The organism is Lentibacter algarum (assembly GCF_040580765.1).
Classification (GTDB): Bacteria; Pseudomonadota; Alphaproteobacteria; order Rhodobacterales; family Rhodobacteraceae; genus Lentibacter; species Lentibacter algarum.
The window spans coordinates 1,761,130-1,776,304 of sequence record NZ_CP158687.1; the positions used below are offsets into that span (position 1 = coordinate 1,761,130).

The window sequence follows — 15,175 nt, forward strand, 5'->3', positions numbered from 1 at the left end:
TTAGGAGATGGTCAATGGACCTTCTGAGAGAAATCGAAGCGGAGCAAATTGCTGCGCTCGGGAAAAAGATCCCCGACTTCAAAGCGGGCGACACAATTCGCGTCGGCTTCAAAGTGACTGAAGGTGTTCGCACCCGTGTTCAGAATTACGAAGGCGTATGCATCAGCCGTAAGAACGGCAAAGGCATCGACGGCTCCTTCACTGTGCGCAAAATCAGCTTTGGCGAAGGTGTTGAGCGGGTTTTCCCACTGCACTCCACAAACATCGACGAGATCACAGTTGTGCGTCGCGGTCGCGTTCGTCGCGCCAAGCTTTACTATCTTCGTGCACGTCGCGGCAAATCTGCCCGTATCGTTGAAGATACCAACTACAAGCCACGCGCTGAAGCGTAAGCGGGAGAGAGACCATGAAAAAAGATATCCACCCCGATTACCATTTCGTCGAAGTCAAAATGACAGACGGTACGATGCTCAAGATGCGCTCCACATGGGGCAAAGAAGGCGATACGCTTTCACTTGATATCGACCCGACAGTTCACCCAGCATGGACGGGCGGCAACTCGCGCCTTCTCGACGCTGGCGGACGCGTATCGAAGTTCAAAAAGAAATACGAAGGCCTTGGCTTCTAAGAAGCTTAGGTTCCGGAAAAGACAAACGCCGCTCCTCTCGGGGCGGCGTTTTGCTTTGTAACGCAAATTTTTAAGAAAATGTGGTGCGGGTGAAGGGACTCGAACCCCCACGCCATAGGCGCCAGAACCTAAATCTGGTGCGTCTACCAATTCCGCCACACCCGCAACAGAGCGGGATATAGCCAAGGCCGTCACACTTTGCGAGCACAAATTGCCTCCATCGTACGAAAAAAGCGCGACATTTACCGTTTGTTGCCTTATCTTGAGTAAAAATTGAGGCAGTAAAAAACATACGGGTGCAAAATGAAGCCCTTTTCAGCAGAAGACTCTGCGCAGACTCAGCCTGTATCTGAGCCGGCAGGCTTTGTATTAGGCAGTAATATCCTAACTTTAGACGGCGAATTGCCCGTCGAATTTCTCAACGTTGGGGACCGCATCATTACGAGGGATGCGGGCATGGTCGTCTTGCGTGATGTGAACGTGATTGAGGTTGAATGTCCAATGGTCTGGATCATGGGCGGTTCACTGGGGCATGATAAACCAGAAGACGACACGTACCTACTCGCATCACAAAAAGTCCTTGTTCGGGACTGGCGTGCCAAAGCACTTACACAACAAAAGCAAGCGCTTGTGCTGGCAGAAAGCCTCGTAGACGGCGAATTTATCCGCTTGGTCGGCCACCAAAGAATCACGATTTTCCAACTTGTTTTTGATGCTTCTCATATCGTGTATGTCGATGGGCTGGAGCTTGCTTGCGAACAAAATCAAACAAGCATTGAATTGGCGGCCTAGGAGCAGAGGCGCTTAAAGACTTTGGGCAATTCCTCCGCCAGATCCTCAGCAATCAGCCCCGGGCCAAAGCTAAGGGCGCATTCCACATGGAGCCAAGCACCCGTCTCAGCAGCGCTCATCGGGCTAAAACCACGCGCGAGGAGACCAGCAATAAAGCCTGCGAGCACATCTCCAGAGCCAGCCGTTGCAAGCCAAGGTGCAGCACGCTCACCGAGCGCCGAGTTAACACTACATCGCCCGTCTGGTGATGCGATCACGGTATCGGCGCCCTTATACAACACTACGCAGCCCGCACGCGCGGCCGCTTCGCGCGTGGCATCAACCTTGGAGTATGCAGGCCCATCTAGGGAGGGCGCATTCAGCTTTGCAGCCAAATCAGGAAACAAGCGAGCGAACTCACCACCATGGGGCGTGAGGATGCATGTCTCTGTCACCAAATCGAAAAGAGCTTCGGGCCTACCTTCATAGGCACTCAAAGCGTCCGCATCCAACACACATGCCCGCCCCGCCGCAACCGCTACGGGCACTAGCCCCCCTGCCCGCTCAATCCCAAGCCCTGGACCAAGGCAAAGTACATTAATCCGTTCATCCTCCAGAATCCCAGACAAATCCTCCTTGGAATCTACCCTTTTAAGCATGATCCCCGTGACCTGGCTCGCCACTTCCATTTGCGCAGAGCCAGGCACGCCCAAGGTCACCAACCCTGCTCCGATCCGAAGCGCAGCACGGCCGGAAAGCCGAGCTGCCCCCGTTCGACCAGCGCCTCCTGAGAGTACAAGTGTATGGCCGTGCGAATACTTGTGGCTTGAGCTTTGAGCAGTCGAATTCAAAACAGCCTTTCGACTTGCCCCGATACGAGCCTGACCGCTCAAATATGAAACTGATGTCTCTCTCCGGAAATCGGGCAAATACTGATCGATACCGATGCTTTTGACCGCGCAGGCGCGCAACACTCCAGCGAGAGGCAACAAAGCATGACCTTGCCGGAGCCTCTCGAATGTGACGGTCAGAGCAACACTGAGCGGCCCTTCAAAATCACTCCGACTTTCGCCAAGAAAGCGGCCACTATCCGAACAAAAACCGCTCGGAACATCTATCGCAACGTCAATTCCGGCTTTGTACATCTCCTTACAGAACAGCCAAGCATCTTCCGTAAGAGGACGAGACAGGCCTGTTCCGAAAACGGCATCAATCACCAGATCAAAATTGGCGGATAGATAGCCGCCTTCAAGGCTCTCATTTGACGTGATTGTCCCTAAGCACAGCCAACGCTCATAATTTACGCGAGCATCGGGCGACAGCTTGGCGGCGTCGCCGTAAAGAAACACCTCAACCTCCCACCCCCATTCCTTGAGCAATCGCGCCACAACAAACCCGTCGCCACCGTTGTTACCAGGGCCACATAAAACCACTGCTTTATGCCTGCTTGCCGCAAGCGTCGGCCATTCTTCAAATACCGCTTCGACGACACCGCGCCCTGCGCGCTCCATCAACTCAAGACCCGTCACTTGCCCAGCGTCTGTCGCTGTGTTTTCGGCGGTTCTCATTTGGGCTGCAGTTAGGAGTTCACTCATGGCACAGGCCCCCTGATTCACTTTTGATCTAAAAATAAGCATGCCGCCTAATTTTTAATCACATAATATTTCACACGGTGAGTCGCGTTATCTAAAGACCCTATTCGTTTGAGGCTCACTCTGAAAAGTGATCTGAAGCGCTTAAGTAATTTCAAAGGGGCGGAAGCGATGAAAAAGATCGAAGCCATTATCAAGCCGTTCAAGCTTGATGAAGTGAAAGAAGCATTGCAAGATGTTGGGGTTCAGGGGCTTTCAGTTATCGAAGTTAAAGGGTTCGGGCGCCAAAAAGGCCATACGGAACTTTATCGTGGTGCTGAATACGTCGTCGACTTCCTTCCAAAAGTAAAACTCGAGATCGTGGTCGATGATGACTTGGTTGACCAAGCCGTAGAAGCCATCGTTGACGCAGCCAAGACCGACAAAATCGGTGATGGTAAAATATTTGTATCTCCTGTTGAGCAAGCCATTCGTATCAGAACCGGTGAAACCGGCCCTGACGCGCTTTAATCTACTTTCTTACAGTAACGAAAAGGACCAAGAGAATGAGCACACAAGACGTTCTCAAGACGCTAAAGGACGAAAATATCGCTTATGTCGATATTAGATTCACCGACATTCGTGGCAAGCTCCAGCACGTAACCGTCGATGTTGATTTGGTTGATGAAGACTTCCTCGAGGAAGGCTTCATGTTTGACGGCTCGTCAATCGCTGGCTGGAAGTCCATTGAAAACTCGGACATGAAGCTGATCGTTGACACGGACAGCGCATATATTGATCCGTTCTACGCGGAAAAAACGCTTTGCGTTCACTGCTCAATCGTAGAGCCTGACACAGGCGAAGCCTACGAGCGTGACCCACGCGGTACAGCCCAAAAAGCTGAAGCTTATCTTAAAGAGTCAGGCATTGGCGATGTTGCTTACATGGGTCCAGAGGCTGAATTCTTCATTTTTGACGACGTTCGTTTTGAGAACAAAATCAATAAAGTATCTTACGAAGTAGATGCAGTAGATGCATCATGGAACACAGATACAGAGTATGAAATGGGTAACTCGGGCCACCGCCCTGGGCTCAAGGGCGGTTACTTCCCTGTAAACCCAATCGACGACGCTCAAGACCTTCGCTCAGAGATGCTTTCCACAATGAAAAGCCTCGGTATGAAGGTTGATAAGCATCACCACGAAGTTGCCTCATGCCAGCATGAGCTTGGCCTCATTTTTGGCACGGTGACCAAGCAAGCGGACGAGATCCAGAAGTACAAATACGTAATCCACAACGTTGCTCACGCCTATGGCAAGTCAGCTACGTTCATGCCGAAACCTATTTATGGTGACAACGGCACAGGCATGCATGTAAACATGTCGATCTGGAAAGATGGAAAGCCACTTTTTGCAGGCGACAAGTATGCCGATCTTAGCCAAGAAGCACTTTATTTCATCGGTGGTATTCTGAAGCACGCGAAGACGCTCAATGCCTTCACCAACCCATCGACCAACAGCTACAAGCGATTGATCCCTGGTTTTGAGGCCCCTGTTCTGCGCGCATATTCAGCGCGCAACCGTTCAGGTTGCGTTCGCATCCCATGGACAGAGTCACCAAAGGCCAAGCGCGTTGAAGCTCGCTTCCCAGATCCTTCTGCAAACCCATATCTTTGCTTTGCTGCCCTTCTTATGGCTGGCCTAGACGGGATTAAGAACAAGATCGATCCGGGCGAAGCTATGGACAAGAACCTGTATGATCTTCCAGCAGAAGAGCTCGCAGGTATCCCAACGGTTTGCGGCTCACTTCGTGAAGCTCTGGAGTGCCTTGAAGCGGATCATGCGTTCCTGCTCGCGGGCGACGTGTTCACAAAAGACCAGATTGAGGGCTATTTGGAACTCAAAATGGAAGAAGTCTTGCACTATGAGCACACGCCACACCCTGTAGAGTTTGGCATGTATTACAGCTGCTGAGATCAAGACTTGGCACTGCAGGCCTGCCCGAAAGGGCAGGCCTTTTTTGTTGGCGCATCCACGGCTTCCAGATATGCTTACCTCAAGCTTTTGGAGTATTGTTCATGCGTATGCTTTCTTTATCCGTCACCTTGGCTTTTGGCTTGTCCTCTGCTGCAGCGGCAGCTCCCTGTGGCAATACATCTTCGGGCTTCAATACCTGGAAAGCAGATTTTGCCAAGACAGCTCAAAAAGCGGGGGTAAAACAACGCGGACTTCAAGCTCTCGCGGCAACCACCTATTCTAGCGCGACAATCTCAGCGGATCGCAATCAGAAAAGCTTCAAATATAGTCTATCGAAGTTCATGCAGGTTCGTGGGGCCGACACAATCATTGCACAAGGGCGCAAACGAAAGGCCCAAAATTCAAACTTCTATACAAATTTAGAGCGTCGCTATGGCGTTCCAGCGGGTGTCATTATTGCTATCCACGGCATGGAAACCGCCTTTGGCGGATTTATGGGAGACACTAAAGTTGTGTCTGCGATTGTCACACTGACTTTTGATTGTCGCCGCTCTGAATTTTTTGAGCCTCATGCCATTGGCGCTCTAAAGCTTGTTGATCAAGGCTCAATTAGCCCAGAGACAAAGGGCGCCAAACACGGTGAGCTTGGCCACACTCAATTTCTCCCCGGTAATGCTATGAACTATGGGGTCGATGGAAATGGAGATGGCCGCGTCGATTTTTACAATCAAGCAGATGCACTGGCGTCGACAGCGAATTTTCTGCAGCAAAAAGGCTGGCAATCAGGCAAAGGCTATCAGGAAGGCGAGCCGAACTATCCAGTCCTCAAACAATGGAATGCGGCCACAGTATACCAGCAATCCCTCGCCATCATGGGCAAGCGGATTGACGGTTAAGTGTGCATTCAGCCAATACATAGGTATGAATGCCAAAGATTACGGCCCCTGTTAAGGGCAAGCGTCGTATGGTTTGGAGTTCTGAACGCATAAACTTAGCAGTCTCTGCAAATCTCTCATCCCGCCGTTCGTGAGCCGAACGAGGCTGATGCAGCGCAGGATCGGCATACCAAAGCGCGTTAAAGCGCCAAAGGGGCTGCTCAACACGAACACCGTCAAACAAACGCTGAACACGTCGGGCAATGTTTTCATCATAGGATGCCACTGGTTCATGAATATTGATCAAGGGTCGCATGAACTTTTCCGCGAGCAACCAACTTGCAGGAAAGCAGAGCGACGCCCCAGTCAGAACATGCTCAAGACCCTGTTTTTGCAAGATACAAAAATCTTCTTGTGTAAGCTGAGACAGAGTAAGCATCGGGTCGGACCGATCAAGCTCTACGAGGCGTTCGTCAGGGCAAAGGAGAGCATTACCCTGCAGTGAAAAACCCTCTTTAGCTATCAATGCAGTAACGACAGTCTCCAAAAGCTCTTCAGCCGCTAAGCGCGCGTCTTCTGACATGGCCAATACCAAGTCTCTGTCTTTCTCCACGATCCGCGCCTTTTCGGCGAGCTGCGCTGCATAGGTTTCATCCACACGCAGCCAGTCGCCTTGATCAAGCGGCGAAATACCAGGCATCGCTTTAGGCCTCAGTGGATCGTAGGGGATAACTTTGTTTAATATCATAGCCGCATTGAAAGCTTCTGACATGAATTTTCAAGTAGGCGCACACGTTTTCACGACTGAAAACGACAGGGGAAAGCCGCAAACAAGCTCGCAGAGCTTTCAGCATGTTCCCAAACTCATTCATAGGGAGGCGTCTGACATGAATGAGCACTACCGAGACATCCGAAAAATAGATCCGAGCAGAGGCGCATTTTTGGCCGATGGATCTCCCAATGATAAGAACCGTGTCGAGATTGGTCCGACGCAGTTGGCTTTCGCTGAATGGGAGGCCGCAGGGCTAATCCCGCCCAATCTTGAAGCTATGCGAAAGTATCGCTGGGAGCGCCTCACACAGGCAATCGTTCAAAGGGGGTATGCTGGAATTCTGCTATTTGACCCGCTGAACATCCGCTACGCAACAGATAGCACCAACATGCAGCTTTGGAATACCCATAATCCGTTTCGCGCCGTCTTGCTGTGCGCTGACGGGTACATGGTGATTTGGGACTATAAAAACTCCCCCTTTCTGAGCGAGTTCAATCCTTTGGTCCGTGAGCAACGCTCTGGCGCAGATCTGTTCTATTTTGACCGCGGCGACAAGGTTGATGTTGCGGCTGATGTTTTTGCGAATGAGGTGCGTCTTATTCTTGCTGAGCACGCTTCAGGCAACAAACGGTTAGCAGTCGATAAGGCCATGCTCCATGGCTACCGCGCTTTAGAAGCGCAGGGCTTTGAGATTATGGAGGGGGAGGAAGTGACTGAAAAGACCCGCGCCATCAAAGGGCCCGACGAAATCCGCGCCATGCGTTGTGCCAATCATGCTTGTGAAACAGCCGTAAAGAGCATGGAAGATTTTGCCCGTCTCAATGTGCCCTTTGGCACCACATCTGAGGATGATATCTGGGCAGTGCTCCACGCTGAGAACATCCGCCGAGGTGGCGAATGGATCGAAACGCGCCTCCTCGCGTCAGGGCCTCGTACCAACCCGTGGTTTCAAGAATGTGGACCACGTCTTGTTCAAAACAATGAAATCATAGCTTTTGATACAGACCTGATTGGCTCTTACGGAATTTGCATTGATATCAGTCGCACGTGGTGGATCGGAGACCAAAAGCCTCGTGCAGATATGGTTTATGCGATGCAACATGCACATGAACATATCATGACCAATATGGAAATGCTGAAACCCGGCGTCACGATACCAGAATTGTCTGCCAACACACATCGCCTCGATGATAAATTTCAGGCTCAAAAATACGGATGCCTTATGCATGGCGTCGGCCTTTGTGATGAATGGCCACTTGTCGCATATCCCGATCATGCCGTTCCAGGAGCCTTTGATTATGCTTTGGAGCCCGGAATGGTACTATGTGTTGAAGCGGCTGTGGGGGAAGTTGGGGGAGATTTCTCAATCAAGCTCGAAGACCAAGTTCTTATCACAGAAGATGGCTACGAAAACCTTACAACCTATCCATTTGATGACGCCCTAATGGGGCGTTAGCTTTAATTGGCCGCAAGCCGTAGAGGGAGCTGACTTGCCGCGTTTCGATACCATGAAATGATCGCTGCGCGCTCTTCTGGCTCGATATAGGTCACATTGGCGGGGGGCATGGCTCTGGTTACACCAGCCTGTAGATAGATATCGCGTGCGTGCGCCACGATATCTGAAGCTGTTTCAAGATGAACACCTTTTGGCGCAGACCTTACGCCTTCATAAAAGGTTTCACGCGCATGACACATCGAACAGCGACCCAAAACGATGTCTTGAACCTCGTCAAAGCCCTCGGAAGAAGCAAAGACTTGTTCAGTGGTTGTAAGAGGGCGTGCCTCTGCGTCTTCGAGACTGTCAAACTCAAGTGGCAAAGTTGAAATCCACATGATTGCGACAAACAATAGCCCCGTCACCAGCCATGTCCAAAGAGGACGGCTATTTCCCGCGTGCATCGAGTTGAAATAGTGGCGAATGCTAACCCCCATGAGAAATACAAGTGCCGCAATCACCCAATTGTATTCTGAGGCAAACGCCAAAGGATAATGGTTTGACAGCATTAAGAAGATAACAGGTAAGGTCAGATAGTTGTTGTGAGTCGAGCGCAGCTTAGCAATCTTGCCGTACTTTGCATCTGGAGTACGCCCCTCTTGCAAGTCTTTCACGACGATACGCTGATTTGGCATAATGATGAAAAATACATTCGCCGTCATAATCGTGGCCGTGAATGCACCGAGGTGCAGAAGGGTTGCACGCCCTGTGAAAATCTCGTTGTAGCCCCAGCCCATCGCAATCAAGAGTACAAACAGCAAAAGCATGAGCACTGTCGGACTTTCACCAAGCTTCGACTTGCAGAGGAAATCATATACGATCCAGCCGACAGTCAACGACGCCGCAGAAATCATAATTCCTTGCAAAAGGCTGATGTCTGCTTTGGCTGCATCAATCAGATACAGCTCACCTCCAACCCAATAAACAATCATAAGAAGGGCCGCACCAGACAGCCAAGTTGCGTAGCTTTCCCATTTGAACCACGTTAGGTGGTCGGGCATGTTCTCTGGGGCAACAAGGTATTTTTGAACGTGATAAAAGCCGCCGCCATGGACTTGCCACTCTTCGCCATGTGCCCCAACGGGCAAATGAGGCGTCTTTCGCAGACCCAAATCAAGCGCGATAAAATAAAATGACGAGCCAATCCAAGCGATTGCCGTAATGACGTGCAGCCAACGGACAGCAAAGCCTATCCAGTCCCACATAATTGCAAATTCGTGCATAATCGCTCCTTAAGTTTGCAGCGAAACTAGCGTGTTCGCTAATTATCGTGTATTGCAAAAAACTACCCAAGAGCTTCAAAAAAAGTCAAATAATAATGGCCTACCTAGACAACATACAAACTTTTGTGCGCGTTTTCGAGCTCGGAAATATGTCCGCAGCTGCGCGTGATCTGCGCATTTCTGCTGCAGTAGCATCGTCTCGCATATCTCAGCTAGAGGATCATCTAGGTGTGCGCCTGTTTCAACGCACAACGCGGCTACTCAACGCCACCGAACAAGGAAACACCTTTTATAAGGGCGCTCTGAAAATCCTCGAGGCGGTCGAAGAAGCCGAGGCAGATATCAATGATATTACTCGCTCGCCGCGCGGTACGCTTTATGTCGCGGCCCCGTTAGGTGTCGGTCAGACGTTTATTGCACCTGCCGTGCCCAAATTTCACGAGACATATCCGCTCATCAACATACGCTTGCGACTTTCAGACAGAAAACTTGACCTTGCTGCAGAAGGTCTGGATGCCGCATTTTTTCTTGGGGTCCCCCAAGATAGTAATCTGCGCATACGAAAGATCGCAGATTGTCCTCGGCTCTTGTGCGCATCCCCGCGCTATATTGAAAAACGTGGCATGCCAACAAGCAGTGACGAACTCAAGACAGATGCTCACGATTGTCTCAATCTGCGCTATCCTGGCGCGCCAGAATTCCAATGGCCTCTTCAAACTCCTGAGGGAACAAAGCGTGTCACTGTTTCAGGGCCGTATGAAACAGACCATGGAGAAATACTCACCAACTGGGCACTGGAAGGCTATGGGATCATTTTGAAGCCAGTTTTCGAAGTGGCCGAGCATCTGGCTTCAGGGCGTTTGGTTCCCGTTTTGGAGCATGAGCCGCCCCTGCCAATACAGCTGGCTTGTCTTTACATGCACAGACGCCGGCAAGACCCCAAAGCGCGCCTTTTCATTGACTTTATGGTAGAGCACATAACGGCCAATATCGCCACTTAGCTACCGCGGTATGTCGAATAACCAAAAGGTGAAAGCAAGAGTGGTACATGATAGTGCGTTGCTTCTGACATACCGAAACGAAGTGGAATTACATCTAAAAACCGAGGTGCCTCAACAGGGGCGCCTGATGCATCTAGATAAGCTCCTGCGTGGAATACCAACTCGTATTCACCTATTTCAAACTCTGCTTCAGGCAAGATTTTCTCATCGGTTCGGCCGTCAGAATTTGTGACAAGCGTACGGACATGGGTTCTCCCAGACACTTCTAGTTTGAATAGCTCAATCTTCAGGCCAGCTGCAGGACATCCTTGAGCCGTATCCAAGACATGTGTGGTTAAATATCCAGCCATTCGCTTCTCCATTGGTCTTTTTCTCATAATGTCGCGTTCAGCAGCGCGATACATCAAAAACAGACAAAAAGCTCTTTCAAATATTTGAATAAAGTTCCAACTTTTATTTCAGTATAGAAGGGATGAAAAATAGGAGATCGATGGTGAAGCGCTATCCACGCGACATGCGAGGCTATGGAGAGAATACTCCAAATGCGGCTTGGCCAAATAAAGCCAAAATCGCGGTTCAGTTTGTCTTGAACTATGAAGAAGGTGGAGAAAATTGCACGCTTCACGGCGACCCAGCTTCAGAAGCTTTTCTGTCAGACATACCCGGAGCAGCACCGTGGCAGGGACAACGCCATTGGAATATGGAATCCGTCTATGAATATGGGGCACGAGCAGGCTTCTGGCGATTGCACCGGTTGTTCACTGGAGTAGATATTCCCCTGACGATGTACGGGGTAGCAACCGCTCTAGCGCGCAGTCCGGAACAAGTTCAGGCCATGAAGAACGCCAACTGGGAAATCGCCAGTCACGGCCTGAAGTGGGTTGAGCATAAAGACATGCCCGAAAGCGTGGAACGTGCCGCGATCGCTGAGGCTATAAAACTGCACACAGAGGTCGTCGGTAGCGCACCGCGCGGCTGGTATACTGGCAGATGTTCGGAAAACACTGTGAGGCTTGTCGCCGAAACAGGGCTTTTCGATTATATCTCGGATACATATGACGACGACCTTCCCTATTGGTTGGAAGTCGCAGATCGGGATCAGCTCATCATTCCCTACACCCTCGAAGCCAATGACATGCGCTTCGCAACAGCGCCCGGTTGGGTCACGGGGCAAGATTTCGGGCAATATCTCATCGATTCGTTTGACACACTTTATTCCGAAGGCGGCGAAGGGCGGCCAGCTATGATGTCAGTGGGTCTACATTGTCGCCTTATCGGACGCCCAGGGAAGATTGCAGGCCTTAAACGGTTTATTGAGCACATCCAAAAGCATGACAACGTATGGTGTCCGCGTAGAGTTGATATTGCCAAGCATTGGGCAACACTACATCCGCATTCACGTAAAGAGCGACCAAGCCAAATGAGCCAAGAAAGGTTTGTAGAGCAGTTCGGATCAATCTTTGAACACTCCCCTTGGATTGCACAGCGTGCGTGGGAGTTGGAGCTTGGTTCGGCGCATGATTGCGCGGCAGGCGTCCACAGCGCTCTGAGCCGCATTTTCAGAACCGCTTCTGCTGAAGAGAAACATGGAGTGTTGATTGCCCACCCTGATTTGGCCGGCAAACTGGCCGCAGCAGGAGAGCTCACCGCAGAAAGCACATCAGAACAAGCCAGTGCAGGACTAGACTACCTAACCAGTGAAGAGCGAAGTCATTTTACAAAGCTTAACTCTGACTACGTAGCAAAGCACGGTTTTCCATTCATCATCGCAGTTCGTGACCATGATAAAGCATCAATTCTCGCTGCGTTCGACCAGCGGATTAACAATACCAGAGCTATCGAGTTCGAGGAGGCTTGCAGGCAGGTTGAACGGATCGCTCATTTCCGGCTCAAGGATATTCTTCCGTGAGCGCGCTATTAACACTGGAACCCCTCACTCGTGAAGCTTTTGCACCCTACGGCGATGTTATCGAAGTTTCAGGTGAGCCTGACAAGCTGATCAATCAAGGCATGTGTGGACGCTTCCATGATCTCGCGAAGCTTGACTTTGGGTCGGGTCAGGCTGGGATCAGCCTGTTTGACGCGCAAGCAAGGCACTTTCCTTACACTCTCGACATGATGGAGCGACATCCCGAAGGCAGTCAGGCCTTTATACCTCTGTCTGGCGTCCCCATGATTATTAGCGTTGCCAAAGACAATTCTGGCAAACCCGGACTGCCAAGGGCCTTTCTCTCAAAGCCTCATCAATCCATCAACATACATCGCAATACGTGGCACGGTGTATTGGCTCCTGTTGAACGCGCAGGCCAGTACATTGTGATCGACCGTATTGGCGATACCCCCAACTTAGAAGAATACTACTTTCAAGACTCTTATATCGTGAACGTTTAACCAAATGCCCCTCCATAAGAAGGGGGAAAACCAACAGTCATACGGAGGTTACTATGGCTCAGAACTCAATTGGGACACCCGAACAACTCAGGGATCCGAACTACACCCCAGCCCTTTCCAAAGCGATCCCGCTTGGGATTCAGCATGTGTTGGCGATGTTCGTATCAAACGTCACACCAGCCATCATTGTTGCAGGCGCAGCAGGTTTTGGTTTTGGATCAAACTCACCAGATTTCCCAGAGCTACTCTATCTTATTCAAATGTCGATGCTCTTTGCTGGCGTTGCAACACTCATGCAAACACTAACCATTGGCCCAGTCGGCGCTGCACTACCTATCGTTCAAGGGACGTCTTTTGCCTTTTTGCCAATTATGATTCCACTTGTAGCTGGCAAAGGCGTTGATGCGCTTGCAGCTCTTTTCGGCGGCGTGCTGATCGGTGGCATCTTTCACGCCCTATTGGGGACCGTCATTGGTAAAATTCGCTTTGCGCTTCCCCCGCTGGTCACAGGCCTCGTTGTGACAATGATTGGTCTCGCGCTCGTAAAGGTGGGCATTCAGTATGCCGCTGGCGGTGTTCCAGCCATGGGGACACCGGAGTACGGCTCCTTGCTCAATTGGTCGGCGGCCCTTGTTGTGATCGTCGTCACGCTTGGTTTGAAGTTTTTCACTCGCGGAATGTTGTCCATCTCAGCAGTGCTAATCGGCCTGATCGTCGGCTATATCTATGCGCTCGCTGTTGGAATGCTAACGTTCGATGCTATCGCAAGCTCATGGTCACGCTCGGCCGCTTTTGCCCTCCCACAGCCTTTCAAATACGGCTTTGAGTTCTCGGCAGCGGCAGTTATCGGCTTTTGCCTCATGGCCTTCATCTCGGCTATCGAAACCGTTGGAGATGTATCAGGTATCTGTAAAGGTGGCGCAGGCCGTGAAGCGACCGACAAAGAAATCGAAGGCGCAACTTATGCGGACGGTCTCGGCACGGCAGTTGCCGGTATCTTCGGTGGCTTCCCAAACACATCCTTTAGCCAAAACGTAGGCCTGATTGCTATGACGGGGGTCATGAGCCGCCATGTCGTCACATGCGGCGCCATCTTCTTAATTATCTGCGGACTTGTTCCAAAAGTAGGTGGCGTTATTCGCACAGTCCCAATTGAAGTATTGGGTGGCGGTGTAATCGTTATGTTTGGGATGGTTGTCGCTGCGGGTATTTCAATGCTTTCGGATGTGAATTGGAACCGACGCAATATGGTTATCTTCGCGATTGCCCTCTCGATTGGCCTTGGCCTGCAGCTTGAGCCCAATGCGCTTCAGCATATGGGCGCGACTGCAAGAGTGCTGCTGACATCTGGACTATTGCCAGCGGCTGCAATTGCGATTGTTTTGAACCTGATCTTGCCAGAAGAACTTTCAGATGAAGCAACAGAAGAAGTCTCAGGTGGACATGCCGGCCATGGTCGTGGATCACTTCAAAAAGACGACTAAGCCTTACTAGAGCTTTGCCCAAAATGAAAACCGGCGCTCCTGAGCGCCGGTTTTTTTATTTGAAGACATAGACTCACGCGTTTCAAAGATGAGCAGGAAACTTCATGTGTCGATTTACGTCTTTATACAACAAATAGCGAAATGGCCCCGGCCCCCCCGCGTAGCAGGCTTGCGGGCAGAACGCGCGAAGCCACATAAAATCACCCGCCTCAACCTCAACCCAATCTTGATTGAGGCGATAGACGGCTTTGCCTTCGAGGACATAAAGGCCGTGTTCCATGACATGGGTTTCCGCAAAAGGGATGACGGCGCCCGGCTGAAAAGTCACAACATTCACATGCATGTCATGGCGCAGATCGTTCGTGTCAACAAAACGTGTTGTCGCCCACTTGCCGTCTGTTCCAGGCATCGCAGTTGGGGGAATATCTTTCTCGTTGGTGACAAATGCCTCAGGGGCTTCAAGACCTGAAACAGCTTCATATCGCTTGCGCACCCAGTGAAACTTTACAACGTTGTCTGTGTGGTTTTTCATGGACCACAAGGCATCAGGCGGCAGATAGGCATACCCGCCTGTCTCCAAGAGATGATCAACCCCTTCAACGGTCAGCGTCAAAGCACCTTCGACCACAAAGAGAACAGCCTGCACTCCTGCTTCCGTTTCAGGTCGATCGCTCCCGCCACCAGGCGAAACCTCTGCGATGTACTGCGAAAACGTTTCCGAAAAGCCAGACAGTGGCCGAGCAATAACCCAAAATCGAGCTTTATCCCAAAAAGGCAAAAGGCTGGTCACAATATCGCTAAACGTTCCTTTCGGGATTACCGCATAGGCCTCCGTAAACATCGCCCGATCTGTCAACAATTGCGTTTGAGGGGCAAGCCCACCTTGTGGCGCATAGTAATCTGTTTTTTTCAAGATCGAGCCCTCTTCAATAATGTGTCGGCCTATTCAAACGCCTAACCCCATTATTTCCAATCATTTTAAACACAT

16 protein-coding genes and 1 tRNA gene are annotated in these 15,175 nt (G+C 50.8%); 11 read left to right on the forward strand and 6 right to left on the reverse strand.

Translation table 11 applies throughout. The features are described from left to right. Nucleotides 1–14 precede the first annotated feature (14 nt). Together rplS and rpmE are read left to right on the forward strand one after the other, a co-directional pair. Complete coding sequence (rplS, locus tag DSM117340_RS08560; RefSeq protein ID WP_089890420.1) at nt 15–392, forward strand: 50S ribosomal protein L19; 378 nt, start codon at nt 15–17, stop codon at nt 390–392. Nucleotides 393–406: 14 nt separating this feature from the next. Continuing rightward, nucleotides 407–628 (forward strand): 50S ribosomal protein L31, encoded by a 222-nt coding sequence (gene rpmE, locus DSM117340_RS08565; protein ID WP_089890418.1) that lies wholly within the window; start codon nt 407–409, stop codon nt 626–628. 81 nt (nt 629–709) lie between these two features. On the opposite strand, the gene DSM117340_RS08570 is transcribed toward rpmE, so the two are convergent. Continuing rightward, nucleotides 710–793, reverse strand: a tRNA-Leu gene (locus DSM117340_RS08570). A 138-nt stretch (nt 794–931) separates the two neighbouring features. Between DSM117340_RS08570 and DSM117340_RS08575 the strand changes: the two genes are divergently transcribed. Next, nucleotides 932–1,420, forward strand: a complete 489-nt coding sequence (locus DSM117340_RS08575) for a Hint domain-containing protein (RefSeq protein WP_089890413.1) — start codon at nt 932–934, stop codon at nt 1,418–1,420. Here DSM117340_RS08575 and DSM117340_RS08580 read toward each other — a convergent pair. Then, entirely contained in the window at nt 1,417–2,994 is a 1,578-nt protein-coding gene (locus tag DSM117340_RS08580; protein ID WP_089890409.1) for an NAD(P)H-hydrate dehydratase, read from the reverse strand. The genes DSM117340_RS08575 and DSM117340_RS08580 overlap by 4 nt on opposite strands. Nucleotides 2,995–3,162: 168 nt before the next feature. Here DSM117340_RS08580 and DSM117340_RS08585 point away from each other — a divergent pair, with 168 nt between their 5' ends. The 3 genes from DSM117340_RS08585 (at nt 3,163) to DSM117340_RS08595 (ending at nt 5,842) form a co-directional block, all read left to right on the forward strand. After that, complete coding sequence (locus DSM117340_RS08585) at nt 3,163–3,501, forward strand: P-II family nitrogen regulator (protein WP_089890406.1); 339 nt, start codon at nt 3,163–3,165, stop codon at nt 3,499–3,501. 35 nt (nt 3,502–3,536) lie between these two features. Beyond that, nucleotides 3,537–4,943: a type I glutamate--ammonia ligase gene (glnA, locus tag DSM117340_RS08590; RefSeq protein ID WP_089890403.1), complete on the forward strand. Its 1,407-nt coding sequence runs from the start codon at nt 3,537–3,539 to the stop codon at nt 4,941–4,943. Nucleotides 4,944–5,047: 104 nt separating this feature from the next. After that, nucleotides 5,048–5,842 carry a lytic murein transglycosylase gene (locus DSM117340_RS08595; RefSeq protein ID WP_089890399.1) on the forward strand — a complete coding sequence of 265 codons (795 nt, stop codon included), beginning with the start codon at nt 5,048–5,050 and terminating at the stop codon, nt 5,840–5,842. Here DSM117340_RS08595 and DSM117340_RS08600 read toward each other — a convergent pair. Beyond that, nucleotides 5,817–6,521, reverse strand: a complete 705-nt coding sequence (locus DSM117340_RS08600) for a DUF3445 domain-containing protein (protein WP_271437237.1) — start codon at nt 6,519–6,521, stop codon at nt 5,817–5,819. The genes DSM117340_RS08595 and DSM117340_RS08600 overlap by 26 nt on opposite strands. Nucleotides 6,522–6,708: 187 nt before the next feature. On the opposite strand from DSM117340_RS08600, the gene dddP reads away from it, so the two are divergent. Further along, a complete protein-coding gene (dddP, locus tag DSM117340_RS08605; RefSeq protein WP_089891599.1) occupies nt 6,709–8,049 on the forward strand; it encodes a dimethylsulfonioproprionate lyase DddP in 1,341 nt (446 codons plus the stop codon). Between the two features lie 2 nt (nt 8,050–8,051). On the opposite strand, the gene DSM117340_RS08610 is transcribed toward dddP, so the two are convergent. Further along, on the reverse strand, nt 8,052–9,311 hold the full coding sequence (locus DSM117340_RS08610) for a urate hydroxylase PuuD (protein ID WP_089890396.1): 1,260 nt from the start codon (nt 9,309–9,311) through the stop codon (nt 8,052–8,054). 95 nt (nt 9,312–9,406) lie between these two features. Here DSM117340_RS08610 and DSM117340_RS08615 point away from each other — a divergent pair, with 95 nt between their 5' ends. Continuing rightward, the gene (locus tag DSM117340_RS08615; protein WP_089890395.1) at nt 9,407–10,312 is read left to right on the forward strand and encodes a LysR family transcriptional regulator; all 906 of its coding nucleotides are present in this window, start codon (nt 9,407–9,409) and stop codon (nt 10,310–10,312) included. On the opposite strand, the gene uraH is transcribed toward DSM117340_RS08615, so the two are convergent. Next, complete coding sequence (uraH, locus tag DSM117340_RS08620; protein WP_089890392.1) at nt 10,309–10,662, reverse strand: hydroxyisourate hydrolase; 354 nt, start codon at nt 10,660–10,662, stop codon at nt 10,309–10,311. The two genes, DSM117340_RS08615 and uraH, sit on opposite strands and share 4 nt — an antisense overlap. Before the next feature lie 143 nt (nt 10,663–10,805). Between uraH and puuE the strand changes: the two genes are divergently transcribed. From puuE to DSM117340_RS08635, 3 genes are read left to right on the forward strand one after another with little or no spacing between them, the layout of a single operon-like run. After that, nucleotides 10,806–12,221, forward strand: coding sequence for an allantoinase PuuE (gene puuE / locus DSM117340_RS08625; protein ID WP_089891596.1), 1,416 nt, complete (start codon nt 10,806–10,808; stop codon nt 12,219–12,221). Next, nucleotides 12,218–12,703, forward strand: a complete 486-nt coding sequence (locus DSM117340_RS08630; protein ID WP_089890388.1) for an ureidoglycolate lyase — start codon at nt 12,218–12,220, stop codon at nt 12,701–12,703. The genes puuE and DSM117340_RS08630 overlap by 4 nt, the downstream gene beginning before the upstream one ends. Nucleotides 12,704–12,756: 53 nt before the next feature. Beyond that, entirely contained in the window at nt 12,757–14,187 is a 1,431-nt protein-coding gene (locus DSM117340_RS08635; RefSeq protein WP_089890385.1) for a nucleobase:cation symporter-2 family protein, read from the forward strand. Between the two features lie 82 nt (nt 14,188–14,269). Here the strand turns inward: DSM117340_RS08635 and DSM117340_RS08640 are convergent, their stop codons facing one another. Next, a complete protein-coding gene (locus DSM117340_RS08640) occupies nt 14,270–15,100 on the reverse strand; it encodes a bifunctional allantoicase/(S)-ureidoglycine aminohydrolase (RefSeq protein ID WP_089890382.1) in 831 nt (276 codons plus the stop codon). Between the last annotated feature and the right edge of the window lie 75 nt (nt 15,101–15,175).